This window comes from Humitalea sp. 24SJ18S-53 (assembly GCF_050632385.1).
Lineage (GTDB): Bacteria > Pseudomonadota > Alphaproteobacteria > Acetobacterales > Acetobacteraceae > Humitalea.
In genome coordinates this window covers 531,269-547,712 of sequence record NZ_CP192599.1, presented here as the reverse complement: position 1 = coordinate 547,712, position 16,444 = coordinate 531,269, and the positions used below count along the sequence as shown (strand labels likewise).

Sequence of the window (16,444 nt, the reverse complement as noted above, 5' to 3'; positions counted from 1 at the left end):
GCTTACTGCTGCGGCGCGATCGTGATGCGCGCCGTCGCCTGGCGGGCAAAGACCGCCGGGCGATACATGTCGCTGACCTCCGCGCCCGGCAATTCGAAGCGCCCGGCCGTCACCGCGCGCAACCGCACGGCGACGCGCGCAGTGCGTGCCTCGGCGGTCAGGTCGATGGCGGCGGCGAAGCGATCATCCAGCGCGGGCTGGGATTCAGGGGCCGAAAGTTCCCCCAGAAAGTCCATGCCCGGCACCGGGCCTTCCGGGAAGCGGCCGACGATTTCCCACCCCGCCGGCAGCCCCTGCTGGATCAGCGCCCGGGCGGTATCGCCGCCGTCGCTGGTGGCTTCCAGCAGCAGCACGAAGGATTGCGTCTGCCGCAGGGTGTCCAGGTTCAGCGGCTGCCCATCGGGCGCGAAGAAGCGCCGCGTGATCCGCATCCCCGCCCGCTGCGCCGGCAGCGGTTGCGCCGGCAGGCCGGAGACGGAGACGGTTTGCAGCACGGGCGCATCGCCCATGTTGCGCGCCGTCGCCGGCCCGGTCAGCGGAGCCGTCGCGGTCAGGGCTTGCGGCAGGTTGCGGCCATCGACCGATACCCGCACGGGACGGCCCCCGGCGTTCAGCACCCGCGCCGCCAGCACGGCCCAGGCCTGTTCCTGGGTGCTGGTGCGTTCGGCGGTGAAATCGGCCCCCGGCAGGCGGCCGATCGCTTCCGGCAGGCGGGCGGCCAGCAGCCCGCTTTCCTTCAGCAGCACGGCCACGGCCAGCGCGTCGCGCGCCGCGGTGCCGTAGTCCTGATACCAATAGTTGCGTGCCGGAGCGGCCAGCGCCGCGGTGAAAGCTTCCTCCGCGCGCGGGGCGTCGCCGCCCTTCGCAAAAGCGGAGGCGAGTTGCGCCCGCGACAGCGGCGTCGGCAGGTCGCCCAACTGTTCCATCAACCGGCGCGCCGCACCCAGCCGATGCCGCCCAGCCATCGCCAGCACATGCAGCCGATAGGCCTGGTTGGCGCGGTCGGAGGCGTCGCTCGGGGTGTTTTCCGTGCGTTCCTCCAGCGCGCGCAGCAGCGATTCCAGGGCCGCTTCTGGCACCAGCGCGCCCTCGGCCTTGGCCCGCAACAGGGCCTCGGCCGCATAGGCGCTGACCCAGTCATCCGCCTCGCCCGAGGCGCTCCAGAGCCCCAACAACCCGTCGAAGCGCTGCCGGTCCAGCACGGCGGCGATGGCGATCTGCATCGCCGTCTCGCGGTTTTCCGGCGCCAGTGCCGGCGGCGCCGAGGCCAGCGCCAACAAGCGGGACGAAGTCTGTTCGGTGCAGCCAAAGGCGTAATCGACCACCGCCCGCAGCAGCCCGGCGGCATCGTAGCGCACTGCCCCACCGAAACTCACCAGCGCCCGCGCGGTGCCGGGGACGAAGCGCGAAAGCGGCGGGTCCAGCCGCGCCTCGGCATTCGGTGCCAGTTCCGTCGTGGTCGCGACATTGGCCCAAGGGCGGGCGGAGCGAACCGTGATCCGCGACTCCCGGCTGGCCGTGAACCCCTGCGGGCCGGTGACGGTCAGGCGGATCACGCCCTCTCCGGCGCCGGTCGCGGTCAGGGTGGTGAAGGGTGTTTGCCGTGCGCCGGTCGCCAACACCGCGGCCAGGCGGCTTTCGCCCTGGATCGCCAGCGGGCCTTCCGTGGTCAGGGTCGCGACGATCTCGCCTTCCGGTAGTTCGACATTGTGCAGCAGCACCGGCAGCCGCGCCTCGTCACCCGGCGCCAGGAAGCGGGGCAGCAGCGCCTCGGCCACGATCTGGTCGCGCACGGTCAGGGGTCGCGACGCCGCGCCGATCCGGGTCGATTCCCAGGCCACCGCCATCAGCCGCAATTCACCGGCGAAATCCGGCAGGTCGAGCGGGATCATCGCGACCCCATCCGGCCCCGGCGTCACCACGCCGCTGAACAGCGCCACCACGCGCTGCGGCGGCTGGATCGACAAATCGCCGTCGAAACTGTCGCCGCCCTGGCGCAACACGGCGGCCTCACCCTCCACGGGCGGGATCAGGCGGCCGTAGTCGTCGCGGATATCCACGCCCAGCACGCGGCGGCCGAGGAAGTAGGACACCGGGTCCGGCGTGCGGAAGCGCGTGATGCGCAGGATGCCCTCGTCAACGGCGGCCAGGGTCAGCCGCGCGGAACCGGTGGCCCCGGCGATACGGACGGGGATTTGCACCTGCTGGCGCGGGCGCAGCATCGGCTCGCCCTCGATCGTGACGGCCAGGGTGCGCGCTGCCGGGTCCAGCCCGAGCCAAGCCAGGCCCAAGGCCCGCGCGGGCGCGCCAGCGGCGGCAGTGCCGGCGCGGAACACCGTCACGGCGACATAGGCGCCCGGCCCCCAGGATGCTTCGACCGGCACGGCCACCTCGGCCCCACCGGCCGGCACATCGATCTCCTGCAAGCCCACCAGCCGGTCGGTCAGCACGGCCACGCTGGCCCGCCCCGCGAAGGGCGAGGTGATGCGCACGCGGGCGGTGGCCCCGGCGACGTAGCTGGCCATGTCGGCCGCGACATCGACCTTGTCCGGCACTTCGGCGCTGTCGCTCGCGGCCCAGCCGGAGCGGAAGCGGTAGGAGGCGATGGCGATGGTGCCGGGCTGCGTCACCTCCAGCCGGTAGCGGCCGAAGGACAGGGCGCGGGCGAAGCGGGCCGGCGTGCCGGGGGCGGCGCGCAGATCGCTCGTATCCACCGGCTCGTCCCGCCAGACGATCTGCCAGCGCGCGGTGCCGCTGCGGGTCACCATGCGCCAGTCGGGGGTTTCACGCACAAGCCGCAGCCGCAGCGCGGCGGATGTCGCCTCACCGGATGGCGACAGCGACGCGATGTCGAAGGCGGCTTCCGCGCCATCATTGATCGCATCGCCCGAAAACGCCGGGCGGATCGCCAGGAACGGCGTGCGCCCGATCACCGGCAGCGTGAAATTGGTGCGGCTTTCGCGCCCGCCCGGATCGGACAGGCTGACGGTCGCATCCATCACCACCGGCCGGCTGCTATCGGGCATGGAAGACACCGTCACCGGGATCGTCGTCGCGCCCTGCGCGTCGGTTTCGTCGATATCGAGATTGACCAGCCCCGGATCGAAGGGGTCGTCCGCCAGCCCGATGCGCCAGCCGCGCCAGGCGGTCCATTGCTCGGTGGACTGGCGCAGGCGCAATTCGGCGCTGCCGCTCAAACCGGCCGCCGGGGCGCCGTAGAGGAAACGCGCCGTCAGCGGCACCGAGGCGGTCTGGCCCAAGGTGATCGACGGCGGCAGCGGCCCGGCCTCCAACGCCAGGGTCTCCGGCACGAAGGCATCGACGCGGAAACTGGTCGTGCCGATCGGCGGCGCGTCGGGGTCGGTCAGCGCCTCCAAGGTCCAGAGGCCCACGGTCGCGGAGCGCGACAGCGGGATCGGCCAGTGGATCGCGCCGCCCTCGGTGCGGGGCGGCACGGCTTCGGCGGCGATCTGGTTGTTGGGGCGGCGCAGGCGCAGCCGCACCGGCACAGTCTGGGGCTCGCCCGCGGCGTCGCGGATCAGGCCCATGGCCTGCACGGTCTCGCCCGGGCGGTAGATGCCGCGGTCCAGATACAGGAAGGTGTCGAGTGCCCCCGGATGCGGCCGCCCGCTGGCGCCGCGATCGGAGAGGTCGAAGGAGGTGGCCTCGAGGTCGAGACTGGCCAGGTCGCCATCGGTGCTGGCATGGATCGCGATGGGGGCCAGCGGCCCGGTGCCGCGCAGCAGCGCGCCATCGAAACGCGCCAGCCCATCGGCGCCGGTTTCCACACTCGCCAGGATGTCGTTGCTGCGCGCCATCAGGTTCATGCGCACGCCGGGCATCGGCGTCGCGGAGGCGAAGGACCGCGCCTGCACCGCCAATCCGCGCGACGACCGCCAGGCGGTCAGCCCCAAATCGGTGATGACCAGCGGCAGCGCCGCGCCTTCGTTGAAGCGCGTGCCATCGGCGGGCTTCACCCAGAGCACATACAGCCCCGGCCCCGCGTTCCGCACCGCATCCGGCAGCGCCAGGATGGTGCGGTTGGTTTCGTTGGAGACGAAGGGCGTGACGTTCGCGCTGCCCTGCCAGATGGTCGGCGCGCTGTCTTCCGACATCGAATAGGCGGTGTAGCCGCCGAGTTCATTGCCCGGCTTCCAGTCACGGCCGAGCGGCACGAGGTTGCGTTCGCCGACCCGCATGAAGCGGATGTCGAAGCTGGAGATATTCACCGACGCCACCGCGATGCGCGGCGCCTGGCCGCGCGGCAGCAGGTAGGATCGCGTGTCGAAGACGATGCGCGCCGGGCGGTTCGGCACGGCGGCGGCGACGACGGCATCGGCGCGCAGGTTGATCCCCCCCTCGCCCGGCAGGCCGGCGCGCAGGACCAGCCGCGTGGTGCGGCCGAAGGGCAGGCCGGCGACGCAGATATTCTCGCCATCGCGTTCGACCGCGAGGCCGGGGATCGCAGGCTCCGCCCGCACCCAATCCTGCGGCTGCCAGTCGCGCCCGGCACGGGGTGGCACGGAAAAACTCATGCAGGCGCGGGCCGGGTCGGCGTCGGTTTCCACGCGCGTGCGCAGCACGATCATGCCGGCGGCGCGGCGGGCATCGGCCAGTTGCCGCGCGAGGGCCTGGTTGTCCGGGTCGCGCGACTGGGCGGCGGCCAGCGCGCCCAGTGCCTCGCCCAGCAGGTTCTGCCGTTGCAGCGCCTGGGCCATCAGCAGCAGCGAGGGGATTTCGGGCGCGCCGCCGGGCACCATCATGAAGGCCTGCCACGCCGCCTGCAGCGCGCGCGGACCATCGGGCGGGGTGCGCGACAATTGCGCGCGGCCAAGCGCCATCCAGTTGTCGGAGGTGGCATTGCCCGCGGCGATGCGGTCTTCCCAGGCCTGCACGGCGGCGGCCCAGTTGCCGGCGCGTTCGGCGGCCGCGGCGCGGGTTTCCGCCGCGCTGCGTTGTGCCGGGGTGCCGCCGGCCGGCAGGCGCCGGGTCAGCGCGGATTCATAGGCGCCGGCATCGCGATTGAGGCCCGGCAGTTCGAACCCCACCATCTGGGCATTGAGCGGCGAGGCGAGGCCAAGCAGGATCGCGAGAAGGGCAAGCAGGCGGCGCATAGGGTTCGGCCTTCCGGGACGCTGGTTTTTGGCAGCATGACACGACCCGTGCTGGATGCCAGCCAAGGCTACGTGATGAGTGTGGACCCGAAGGGATGACCGGTTGGTTTCGGCCCTACGCGATCCGGTCCAGCGCGGCGCCCACCCGCGCCCAATCCCCGGCCCCCGCCGCCACGGCGACATAGCCATCAGGGCGCACCAGCCAGATGCCGCCAGCGGCAAAGGGCGGGCGGGTGTGCGGTTCCAGCAAGCCGGGATGGCGCGCGATCAAGGCGGCACTCTCGGCGCTTGCCTCGGCGAAGAGCGCGAAGCGTGGCGTGCTGCCCGCGCCGACCGGATCGGTCGCGTCCAGGACCGGCGCCCGCGCACCGGCGGCGGGGCCGCCATGCGGGGGGCTGCCGGCCGTGGTCAGCGGGCTGTCGGGATAGCCGATGGACAGTTCCGCCATCGCGGTTGTCATCTTGCGCCGCACCGGCGACAGGCCGAGCACGAGCGAGGCGACATGATTGCGCAGCGACTGCGCCAGCCCGCCCTTCAGGGTCGCGACGCTCGTCAGGCGCCCGGCATCGGCCAGCACCTGGCGCCCGACCGCGCTGCGTTCGATGCTGTAGCTGTCCAGCAGCGCCGCCGAATGCCCGCGCAGCACCAGCGCCAGTTTCCAGCCGAGGTTGCAGGCATCCTGCATCCCCGTGTTCATCCCCTGCCCGCCCGCCGGGCTGTGGATATGCGCGGCATCGCCGGCCAGGAACACGCGCCCGGCGCTGTAGTCGGCGACCTTGCGTTCGTTGATGCGGAACCCGGCCAGCCAGACGGGCGCGGAGGCCGTGATGCCGCCGGGGCCGCGCCGGTCCATCAGCGCCTGGACCTGCTCCAGCGTCGGGTCCGCCGGGTGGCCATCGCCGCGCGCATCGCCGATATCGGCGATGACGCGGTAGCGGCCAGGTGTGATCGGGAACAGCGCCAGCACCCCATCCGCGTGCCAGTAGATCGCCAGTTCATCCGGCCCCACCGGCAGCCCGGCCAGATGGACATCGGCCAGGATCCAGTCGCTCGGCAGGGTCTCGCCATCGAAGGCCATGCCCAACCCGTGGCGCACGGCGCTATGGGCGCCGTCGCAGCCGACCAGAAAGGCGGATTCCAGGCTTTCCTCCGCCCCATCGGCATGCCGCAGCACCGCCGATACGCGGTCCGGCGTCGCGGAAAAACCGGTCATCTCGACCTGCCGCTCCACCTGCACGCCCAGGCTGTTCAGGTGCTGCTCCATCAGGCGTTCGGTCTCGCTCTGCGGCAGCATCAGGGCATAGGCGTGCGGCGTCGGCAGCGCGTCCAGGGTGATATGGGCGATGGGCTTGCCGCCGGCGATGATGTTGACGCCCTTCACCTTGTACCCGGCCGCGACGAAAGCGGCGCCGCAACCCATGCGATCGATCAGTTCCAGGCTGCGACTCCAGAGCACCAGGGCCTTGGATTTGTCGGTCCGCGCGGCGGCTTTTTCGACGATGCGGACACGAACACCGTAGCGCGCCAATTCGGCCGCCATGGTCAGCCCGACCGGACCCGCACCGACGACAAGAACATCCGGATTCATGGAGCGGCCTCGGCAGGGGAGCATGAACATTGCGGAAGCGGACCGCCTGGGCAAGCCAGGCCGTCACGTTTCGGCACATGCAAAAGGCATCGGCGCTGCCTATGTTACGGACATGCGCCGCGCCCTTCCCTTGATCGTCCTGCTTGCCCTCGCCGCCGGTGGCGGCTGGTGGGTTTGGCAAAGCCGCGCCGCCGATGCCGCCGCCGGGCCCTTGCTGCGGGTGGCCGAAGCCGATCGCGGCGCCATCACCTCCGTCGTCGCCGCGACCGGCACGGTGAACCCTGTCCTGTCGGTGCAGGTCGGCAGCCAGTTGTCCGGCCAGATCCGCGAATTGATGGCCGATTTCAACACCCGCGTGACCGCCAACCAGCCAATCGCGCGACTCGATACCGCGACGATCGAGGCCCGTCGTGCCGCCGCCGCCGCCGACCTCCTGTCGGCCCAGGCCGCCGTGCTGGTCGCCCGCGCCCAGGCCGAACGTGCCGAGGCCGAACGCGGCAGCGCCACCGCCGCCGTGACCGCCGCCCAGGCCAATGCGGTCGGCATGGAAGCCCTGCTGCGCGACGCGGAAAGCGAGGCGCGGCGCACGGCCGAACTCCGCACCTCCGGCGTCGGTTCCTCCCGCGACGCGCTGCGCACCGGCTTCACGGCAGAGGGCGCCCGGTCGAACCTGCTGCGCGCCCAGGCGCAGACCGCGCAGGCCGAAGCCCAGGTGCTGGGTGCCGCCGCCGCAGCCCGCGTCGCCCAGGCCAGCGTCGAGACCGCGATCGCCACCGAGGCCCAGAAACTCGCGCAACTGCGCCAGGTCGAGGTGGACCTGAACAATGCCACCATCCGCAGCCCGATCGACGGCATCGTGGTGTCGCGCAACGTCGACCTGGGCCAGACCGTCGCCGCGACCTACCAGGCGCCGATCCTGTTCATGATCGCGGCGAACCTGGACGAGATGGAAGTCTGGGCCACGGTGGACGAGGCCGATATCGGCCGGGTGCAGGCCGGGCAGGAAGCGACCTTCTCCGTCTCCGCCTTCCCGAACGAGACGATCCGCGGGCGGGTGAAGGAAATCCGGCTGGCCGCGACGACCATCAGCAATGTGGTGACCTATACGGTGGTGGTGACCGTGCCGAATACGCGCGGCCGGCTGCTGCCGGGCATGACCGCGACCTTGCGCATCATCACCGACCAGCGGCCGAATGCGCTGCGGGTGCCGAACGCGGCGCTGCGCTGGCGCCCGGCCGGGGCCGCCGCCCCCGGCGGCGCGCCCGCCGCGCCGCAGACCCCGATCGAACAGGCGCTGGCCGACCTGCCCGACCTGAGCGCGGCGCAGCGCCAGGACATCGCCGCCGCCCAGGCCGAATTCCGCGAACGCATCGCGGCCCTGCCCTCCGACGCCGATGCGCGGCGGTCGATGGCCCAGGCGGCGCGGCAGCGGCTGACGGCGCGGCTGAACGGGGTGCTGACCCCCGACCAGCGCGCGCAACTGGCCGCCAGCCGCGGCCGCGCCGGCCAGGCGGGCACGGTCTGGGTGCGCGAGGATGAAAACGCCCCGCCCCGTGCCGTGCAGGTCCGCATCGGCCTGTCCGATGGCAGCGTGACCGAGGTGACGGGCGGCGACCTGGAACCGGGCGCCAAGGTCGTGGTCGGCAGCGAACGCGCAACGGCGGCCACGGGCACGGCGCGGCGGCTGTTCTGATGGCGGCATTGATCGAAACCCGCGACCTGTCGCGCCATTACCCGGCCGGGGATGGCGTGGTGAAGGCGCTGGACGGGGTCGACCTGTCGGTGCCGGCGAGGTCCTTCGTCGCCGCGATGGGGCCATCGGGATCGGGCAAGTCCACCTTCCTGAACCTGATCGGCTGCCTGGACCGGCCGACGCGCGGGACCTATCGCCTGTCGGGCGAAAACGTCGCCGACCTGCCGCCGGATCGGCTGGCGGATTTGCGGGCGCGACGGTTGGGTTTCGTCTTCCAGTCCTTCCACCTGCTGCCGCGCGCCGATGCGCTGGCGAATGTGGAATTGCCGATGGTCTATCGCGGGCTCGGCCGTGGCGCGCGGCGCGACCGCGCGGCGATGGCGCTGGATCGCGTGGGCCTGGGCGGCCGGCTGCACCACCGGCCTTCGCAATTGTCGGGTGGCCAACAGCAACGCGTCGCCATCGCCCGCGCGCTGGTCAATGCGCCGGACCTGCTGCTGGCCGACGAACCGACCGGCGCACTCGACAGCCGCACGGGGCTGGAGATCATGGCGCTGTTCCAGGCGCTGCATGCCGGCGGCATGGCGGTGATGGTGGTCACCCATGATGAGGCCGTGGCGCGTTTTGCCAGTCGGGTGCTGCGGTTTTCCGACGGCCACCTGCTGCGCGACGAAGCCCGCACGCCGGTCGATGCGGCCGCGCTTCTGGCCGAACGGGCCGCCGCATGAACGCCCCCGTCCGCGAACTCGCGCCGGTCATCGCGCCTATTACGGCCGCGCCCGCCGGCCTGCCGCCGATGCCGCCCTGTTCGGGCCGGATGAATCCGCTGGAGGCGCTGGGCGGTGCCTTTCGCGCGCTGACCGCGAATGCGCTGCGCTCGATGCTGACGGCACTCGGCATCTTCATTGGCGTCGCCGCCGTGATCGCGACCGTCGCCGTCGGCGCCGGCGCGCGGCAGCAGGTGATGGCGCAGATCCAGTCGCTTGGCGCGAACCTGCTGATGGTCTGGTCCGGCAGCGTGACCCAGGGCGGCGTGCGCCTGGGCGCCGGGCAGCGGCAGAACCTGTCCTGGGACGATGCCGAAGCGATCATGCGCGACCTGCCGGCGGTCGAGGTCGCGGCCGGATCGATCCGGCAATCCTTCCAGGTCGTGGCGGGCAACCAGAACTGGTCCACGTCGATCCTCGCCACCAGCCTCGACTACTTCGTCGCGCATGACTGGGCGATCGACGAAGGTCGTTTGTTCAGCCCGGAAGAGGCCAATTCCGGCCGCAAGCTCGCGCTGATCGGCGCCACGGTCGCCGAAAACCTCTTTGGTGACGAGAACCCCGTGGGACGCGAAATCCGTATCCGCGCGACCCCGTTCGAGGTGATCGGCGTGCTCGCGCGCAAAGGGCAGAACACGGCGGGGCAGGACCAGGATGACATCGTCATCATCCCCTATTGGACCGCGCGTCGCAGCGTCATGGGCGCATCGCGCGCGAATGCCCGCGCGGTGAACGTGGTCAGCGTGAAGGTGCACGAAGGCGAGGACATGGCCGCCGCCGAGGCCGCGCTCCGCACCCTGTTCCGCCAGCGCCACCGCGTCGCAGCGAATGAGCCGGACAGCGTGCAGATCAGGAACCTTTCGGAGGTCGCGGCCACCCGCGACGCCTCGTCGCGCACGCTGTCGGTGTTGCTGGCCTCGGTCGCCGCCGTGTCGCTGCTGGTCGGCGGCATCGGCGTGATGAACATCATGCTGGTCAGCGTGACCGAGCGCACGAAGGAGATCGGGCTGCGCCTGGCGATCGGCGCCCGCCGCGCCGACATCCTGGCGCAATTCCTGGCCGAAGCCGTGCTGCTGGCCCTTCTGGGCGGCGCCGCCGGCGTCGGCGCCGGCATCGCCATCAGCCATGTGATGGCCGAGGCCGGTGGCTGGCCCGTGCTGGTGGAATGGGATGCGATCCTGCTCGCGGTCGGCGTGTCGGGCCTGACCGGCCTGTTCTTCGGCTATTGGCCGGCGCGGCAGGCGGCGCGGCTGGACCCGATCACGGCGCTGCGGCACGACTGAGGGCCAGCGCCCGGTCATTGATCCATCGCATAGACCGCCGACAAAATGCCGTGCGACTTCTTCCGCGCCGGGGGCGAGACCACCGCCCCGGCATGCCCAAGGAAGGAGACGCGCCATGCAGGCCCGCGAATTGATGTCCACCCATATTGTCGTTGTCTCGCCGGAAACCCCCGTCCTGGCGGTCGCCGAACTGCTGGCCGCGCGCGGCGTCTCGGCGGCGCCGGTGGTGGATGCGGACGGCGTGCCGCTTGGCATCGTGACCGAGGGCGACCTGATCCGCCGCCTGGCCGACCAGCCGCCCGGGCCGATGCACTGGTTCCTGCAATTGTTCGGCGGCACCCGCCCCCTCGCCAGCCGCTATGCCAAGGCGCATGGCGCCGTCGCGCGCGACGTCATGACGCCGAGGCTGGTGACGGTGACCGAGGATGCCACCTCCGAACAGATCGCGCAGTTGATGGAAAAGCACGGCATCCGACGCGTGCTGGTGCTGAGCGACGGCAAGCTGGCCGGGTTGGTCAGCCGCGCCGACCTGCTGCGCGCCCTGCTGCGCGCGCCCGCGACCATCGCCGACCGGGACGACCGGGCGATCCTGCGCGCGGTGGGCGGGGCGATGCGCGAACAGCCCTGGGTCGATACGCTCTGGGTCTCGCCGGACGTGAAGGATGGCGTCGTCACGCTGTATGGCTATGCGCGGTCCGACGACATGCGCCGGGCGCTGGTGGTGCTGGCGCGGGATATCCCCGGGGTGACCGAGGTGCGCGACCGGATGGACCCGATGCCGCTGGTGCTGCGCGCGACATTCTAGCCACCGGTTTTCCGCATCGTTCCAGGATGATGGCGTGCGTCCCGGCCAAAACGGGTGAAACATGCGGCCTAACCATCTGTTCATGGAAATCCGCGCGACCATAGGCTAGCAAGGGTCGGTGCCCCGCCAGCCCGTCCCACGCCGCGTCAGCGCGGCCCCAGCACGCGTCACGCCGCCCCCAACGCCACGCGTCGCGGCGCGGCCTGCCCCGCTGCGCTGGCTGCGCTGGTCGGCGATGGCGGCCGTCTGGGGCGCGCTGGCGCTGGCCGCCGGCACGCTGCTGCTGATCTGGGACCTGCCGCATCCGGACGCGGCGCTGGCCACGACCCGCCGCCCGGCGACCACCCTGCTGGCCAGCGACGGCCGCGCCTTCGCGACATCGGGCGACCTCTATGGCGAAACACTGCGCCTGGCCGATATGCCGCGGCACCTGCCGGCGGCCTTCATCGCGATCGAGGACCGTCGCTTCCGCAGCCATTTCGGGCTCGACCCCATCGGCCTGGCCCGCGCGCTCTGGGCCAACCTCGGCGAGGGCCGCGTCGTCCAGGGCGGCAGCACGCTGACGCAGCAATTGGCGAAAAACCTGTTCCTGACGCCGGAACGATCCTTCCGCCGCAAGGGGCAGGAAGCGATCCTGGCGCTGTGGCTGGAGAGCCGGTTCAGCAAGGACCAGTTGCTGGAGATCTACCTCAACCGCGTCTACCTCGGCGGCGGCGCCTTTGGCGTGGACGCGGCGGCGCGGCTGTATTTCGGGGTGTCGGCCCGACGTCTCGCGCCCTGGCAATCGGCCATGCTCGCCGGCCTGCCCAAGGCGCCATCCCGCCTGAACCCCCGCACCGCCCCCGATGCCGCGTCCGCCCGCGCGATCGAAGTGCTGCACGACATGGTCGAAACCGGCGCCCTGACCGCGGCCGATGGCATGCTGCAGGCCGAGCGCATCGCCATCCCGGCCTTTCCCGGCCGCGACACCGGCTGGTTCGCCGATTGGGTGCGCGACGACCTGGCCACGCGCTTTCCGGGCAATGCCGACCTGCTGCTGCGGACCACGCTGGACCTGCGGCTGCAAGGTGCGGCGGAACAGCGGATCGAGGCGATCCTGGCGAGTTCCGGCCCGGCCGCGCGCGTGGGCCAGGCGGGGTTCATCGTGCTGGATGCCGCGACCGGCGCGGTGCGGGCGATGGTCGGCGGCGGCAGTTTTTCCCGCAGCCCCTTCAACCGCGCGGTGCAGGCGCGGCGCCAGCCGGGCAGCGCGTTCAAGCCCTTTGTCTTCCTGGCCGCGCTGGAACGCGGCGCCACGCCGTCGGATGCGGTCAGCGACCTGGCGCTGTCCGGCCGCTGGCAGCCCGGCAACGGCAATTGGCGCAGCCGGGGCGACGTCAGCCTGGAGGACGCGCTGGCCCATTCGGTCAATACCGCGGCGGTGCGCGTATTGGCGCGCGGTGGCGGCGCGGCGGGGGCGGCGGCGGTCGCGCGCCGGCTGGGGCTGGCCGGGCCGTTTCCGAACGACGGGACCATCGCCCTCGGCACCGGGGAGGCGAGCCTGATCGAACTGACCGCCGCCATGGCGGCCTTCTGCAACGGCGGGATGCGCGTGACCCCCTTCGGCATCGCCCAGGCGCAGGCCGAGGGCCGCCCCGTGGCGGTCCCGCAGACCCCGCCCGTGCGCGTCATCCAACCCGAGCACGCCGCCCAGATGCGGCGGATGCTGGAAGCGGTGGTGGATCGCGGCACCGGCCGCGCCGCCGCCATCCCGGGCCGCAGCGTGATCGGCAAGACCGGCACGACCCAGGGCTGGCGAGACGCCTGGTTCATCGGCTGCGTGGGCAGCGGCACAAATGCACTGGCGGCCGGCGCCTGGATGGGCAATGACGATGCGACCCCGATGGACGGGATCGCGGGCGGCAACCTTCCGGCACGGCTCTTCCGCGAAGTGATGGAGGGCGCGCGATGACCGAAGTGGCCGAGACGATGGAAGCGGTCAGCCGGCCGGTTCGGCACGGCGTCAACAACCTGATGATGGTGCTGCTGGGCAATCTGGACCTGATCCTGCGCGGCGCCGCGGAAGGCTCGGCCGTGGCCCGCCAGGCCGGGCGGGCGAAGGAGGCGGCCGATCGCCTGACCGCCCTGCTGTCGGGCTTCCTGGCCATGCCGCGCGATCCGGGTGTCACGCCATCCAAGCCCGGCGTCGCCCTGGCGGCGCTGCTGCCGCTGCTGGATGTGGTGGCCGGGCGCAGCGTCCGGCTGGAAGACGAGGCGCTGCCCCCCGTGGTCTGGGCGCGGCCGGAGATGGCGCTGGCGCTGCTGGGATGGGCCTTGGAAATGTCGGGGCCTGATATCGTGCCGGTGCTGCGCCTGACGCCTGATCCCAGCGGCGGAGCGGGGCTGACGCCGCACCCGACGCCGCGCGCATCGACGCCGCAATTCGCGGCCGCGGCCGCGGCCTGCGGCGGCACCTGGGACGGCACGGTGCTGGTGCTGCCCTACGCGCCGTAAGGGCGGGGCTACGCCCGGGCCTGCGCCACGCCGGACAGGCGCTCGAACAATCCGGGGCCGCCTTTCGCCCCGATCGGCGCGGCATGGGCGATGTAGTGCATGTTCCAGTCGGGAAAGGCGCGGATGTCGATCAGGCCGCGCTGCATCACCGTGACCCCCGCGTGGCGCGGATCGGCCGTGATGCTGCGCAGCAGGGTGTCGAGGTCTTCGGCGGCACCTTCCAGGATCTGGGCGAAGCAGCCGTCGTTGAACAGCAGCATGCCGGTGATCGCCATCTGGCGGTTGCGGTCCCGTGCGACGGCCAGCAGGCGCGCGATCTCACCCTCGATGAACCAGTCCGGACCTCGGATCAGGCTTTGGCTGAAATAGGTCAGGCGTTGCAGGGGTCGGGTCACGGCAGGCACCTTTTTCGCGCCAGGGGCGCCGGGCGTCCGCGCCCCCGGCATGCAGCAGGCCCCGGGTGCGAAATGCCGCCCCCTGATCCCGGCGGGGACCATGGGGATAAAAGGTTAGGGTCCGGTTACCCGAATCAGGCGATACCCAAGGCCCAGAGCAACACGCCCTTCTGGGCATGCAGGCGGTTCTCGGCTTCGTCGAAAACCACGCTCTGCGGGCCGTCGATCACCTCGTCGGTGATCTCCTCGCCACGATGGGCCGGCAGGCAATGCATCACGATGGCATCGGGGGCGGCCTGCTTCATCAGGCGCGCGTTGACCTGATAGGGGGCGAGCAGGTTGTGGCGGCTGATCTTCGCCTGGCTCGTCTCGTCGTTCATGCTGACCCAGGTATCGGTGACGACGCAGGCGGCCCCCGCGACGGCGGCATCGGGATCGGTGGTCAGCTCGATGGTCGCCCCTTCGGCCCGCGCCCAGGCGATCAGTTCGGCCGGCGGCGCCAGTTCCGCCGGCGTGGCGATGCGCAGGGTGAAGCGGAAGCGCGCGGCGGCCTGGATGAAGGATTGCGCGACATTGTTGCCATCGCCCGTCCAGGCGATGACCTGCCCCGCGATCGGGCCGCGATGTTCTTCGAAGGTCATCACATCCGCCATCAACTGGCAGGGGTGCGACACGTCGGTCAGCCCGTTGATCACCGGCACGGTCGCGTATTTCGCCAATTCGCGGATGCGGGCGACGGAGGCCGTGCGCAGCATGATCGCATCGACATAGCGCGACAGCACGCGGGCCGTATCGGCCGGGGTTTCGCCCCGGCCGAGTTGCATTTCCTTGCCATCCAGCACCACCACCTCACCGCCCAACTGGCGGACGCCCACCTCGAAGGAGACGCGGGTGCGGGTGGAGGGCTTTTCGAAGATCAGCGCCACGGTCTTGCCGGCCAGCGGCCGGTCCGTGCGCTGGCCCTTCTTGGCGGCGGCCCCGAGGTCCAGCATCCGGCGCAGGGTCGCCGGATCCAGGTCGCTCAATTCAAGAAAGTGCCGCGGGGCCGTGCCCCGCGGCGTCACCTGTCGCGCCGCGCTCATTTCGCGGCGATATTCGCGGCCGAGGGCGTCAGCCGGCGCATCACGCGGTCGAGCAGGCCCAGCGCCTCATCCGCCTCGGCCTCGGTGATGATCAGCGGCGGGGCCAGGCGCAGGACGTTCTGGCCCGCCGCGACCGACAGCAGGCCTTCGTTGACGCCGGCGGCCTGGGCGTCGGTGTTCACGATGCCCTCGCGCAGCTTGATGCCGACCAGCAGGCCGGCGCCGCGGACGTCCTCGATCACCTGCGGATGGCGCTTGGCGAGGTCCAGCAACCCGCGCCACAGGTGGCGCGCGACGCGGTCCACCTGCTCCAGGAACCCAGGCGCCAGGATCACGTCCAGCACGGCATTGCCGGCCGCGCAGGCCAGCGGATTGCCGCCATAGGTCGTGCCATGGGTGCCGGGCTTGAGGTATTGCGCCACCTTCTCCTTGGCCAGGATGGCACCGAGCGGGAAGCCGCCGCCGATCCCCTTGGCCGAGGACATCACATCCGGCTCGATCCCGGCCCATTGATGCGCCCAGAGTTTTCCGCTTCGGCCCATGCCGGTCTGGACTTCGTCCAGCGCCAGCAGCAGGCCGAATTCATCCGCCGCCGCGCGCAGGGCGCGCAGGTAATCCAGGCTGGCCGGACGCACCCCGCCCTCACCCTGGATCGGCTCGATCATGATCCCCGCCGTGCCCGGCCCGATGGCATCGCGCAGCGCGTTCATGTTGCCGAAGGGGACGTGGTCGAACCCCTCCACCGGCGGGCCGAAGCCGGCGAGATACTTCTCGTTGCCCGTGGCCGACAGCGTGGCCAGGGTCCGGCCGTGGAACGCGCCCTCGAAGCAGATCATCCGGAAGCGTTCCGGGTGGCCGTTCTCGGCGTGATACTTGCGGACGGCCTTGATCATGCCCTCGTTGGCTTCCGCCCCCGAGTTGCAGAAGAAAACGCTGTCGGCGAAAGAGGAATCGACCAACCGCTGCGCCAGGCGCTCAGCCTGCGGCACGCGATACAGGTTGGACACATGCATGACCTTGGCCGCCTGTTCGGCGATGACCTTGGTCAGGTGCGGGTGGCCATGGCCGATGCTGCTGGTCGCGATGCCAGCGCCAAAGTCGAGGAATCGTCGCCCATCGACCGTCCACAGCACGGCGCCCTGGCCATGCTCGAAAGCAAGGTCGGCGCGGTTGTAGGTCGGCATCAAGGCGGGGATCACAGCATCGGTTCCGTCGTGTTGTCTC

At 71.4% G+C, this 16,444-nt stretch carries 11 protein-coding genes; 6 read left to right on the top strand and 5 right to left on the bottom strand.

The window, feature by feature from the left end; genetic code table 11:
- Positions 1-2: 2 nt before the first annotated feature.
- Complete coding sequence (locus tag ACQW02_RS02585; RefSeq protein WP_431283720.1) at positions 3-5,114, bottom strand: alpha-2-macroglobulin family protein; 5,112 nt, start codon at positions 5,112-5,114, stop codon at positions 3-5.
- 115 nt (positions 5,115-5,229) lie between these two features.
- Positions 5,230-6,702 (bottom strand): FAD-dependent monooxygenase, encoded by a 1,473-nt coding sequence (locus ACQW02_RS02580; RefSeq protein ID WP_431283719.1) that lies wholly within the window; start codon positions 6,700-6,702, stop codon positions 5,230-5,232.
- A 112-nt stretch (positions 6,703-6,814) separates the two neighbouring features.
- Between ACQW02_RS02580 and ACQW02_RS02575 the strand changes: the two genes are divergently transcribed.
- The 6 genes from ACQW02_RS02575 (at position 6,815) to ACQW02_RS02550 (ending at position 13,743) form a co-directional block, all read left to right on the top strand.
- A complete protein-coding gene (locus ACQW02_RS02575; protein ID WP_431283718.1) occupies positions 6,815-8,395 on the top strand; it encodes an efflux RND transporter periplasmic adaptor subunit in 1,581 nt (526 codons plus the stop codon).
- The gene (locus ACQW02_RS02570; RefSeq protein WP_431283717.1) at positions 8,395-9,123 is read left to right on the top strand and encodes an ABC transporter ATP-binding protein; all 729 of its coding nucleotides are present in this window, start codon (positions 8,395-8,397) and stop codon (positions 9,121-9,123) included. The genes ACQW02_RS02575 and ACQW02_RS02570 overlap by 1 nt, the downstream gene beginning before the upstream one ends.
- On the top strand, positions 9,120-10,445 hold the full coding sequence (locus ACQW02_RS02565; RefSeq protein ID WP_431283716.1) for an ABC transporter permease: 1,326 nt from the start codon (positions 9,120-9,122) through the stop codon (positions 10,443-10,445). The genes ACQW02_RS02570 and ACQW02_RS02565 overlap by 4 nt, the downstream gene beginning before the upstream one ends.
- 115 nt (positions 10,446-10,560) lie before the next feature.
- A complete protein-coding gene (locus ACQW02_RS02560; RefSeq protein WP_431283715.1) occupies positions 10,561-11,250 on the top strand; it encodes a CBS domain-containing protein in 690 nt (229 codons plus the stop codon).
- A gap of 118 nt (positions 11,251-11,368) precedes the next feature.
- Positions 11,369-13,201 carry a transglycosylase domain-containing protein gene (locus tag ACQW02_RS02555; RefSeq protein ID WP_431283714.1) on the top strand — a complete coding sequence of 611 codons (1,833 nt, stop codon included), beginning with the start codon at positions 11,369-11,371 and terminating at the stop codon, positions 13,199-13,201.
- Positions 13,198-13,743: a hypothetical protein gene (locus ACQW02_RS02550; protein WP_431283713.1), complete on the top strand. Its 546-nt coding sequence runs from the start codon at positions 13,198-13,200 to the stop codon at positions 13,741-13,743. Before ACQW02_RS02555 ends, ACQW02_RS02550 begins: the two co-directional genes overlap by 4 nt.
- 8 nt (positions 13,744-13,751) lie before the next feature.
- Here ACQW02_RS02550 and ACQW02_RS02545 read toward each other — a convergent pair whose 3' ends face one another.
- The 3 genes from ACQW02_RS02545 to ACQW02_RS02535 form a co-directional block, all read right to left on the bottom strand.
- Positions 13,752-14,138 carry a BLUF domain-containing protein gene (locus ACQW02_RS02545; RefSeq protein WP_431283712.1) on the bottom strand — a complete coding sequence of 129 codons (387 nt, stop codon included), beginning with the start codon at positions 14,136-14,138 and terminating at the stop codon, positions 13,752-13,754.
- Positions 14,139-14,272: 134 nt separating this feature from the next.
- On the bottom strand, positions 14,273-15,220 hold the full coding sequence (gene argF, locus ACQW02_RS02540) for an ornithine carbamoyltransferase (RefSeq protein ID WP_431283711.1): 948 nt from the start codon (positions 15,218-15,220) through the stop codon (positions 14,273-14,275).
- Entirely contained in the window at positions 15,217-16,419 is a 1,203-nt protein-coding gene (locus ACQW02_RS02535; RefSeq protein ID WP_431283710.1) for an aspartate aminotransferase family protein, read from the bottom strand. The genes argF and ACQW02_RS02535 overlap by 4 nt, the downstream gene beginning before the upstream one ends.
- Between the last annotated feature and the right edge of the window lie 25 nt (positions 16,420-16,444).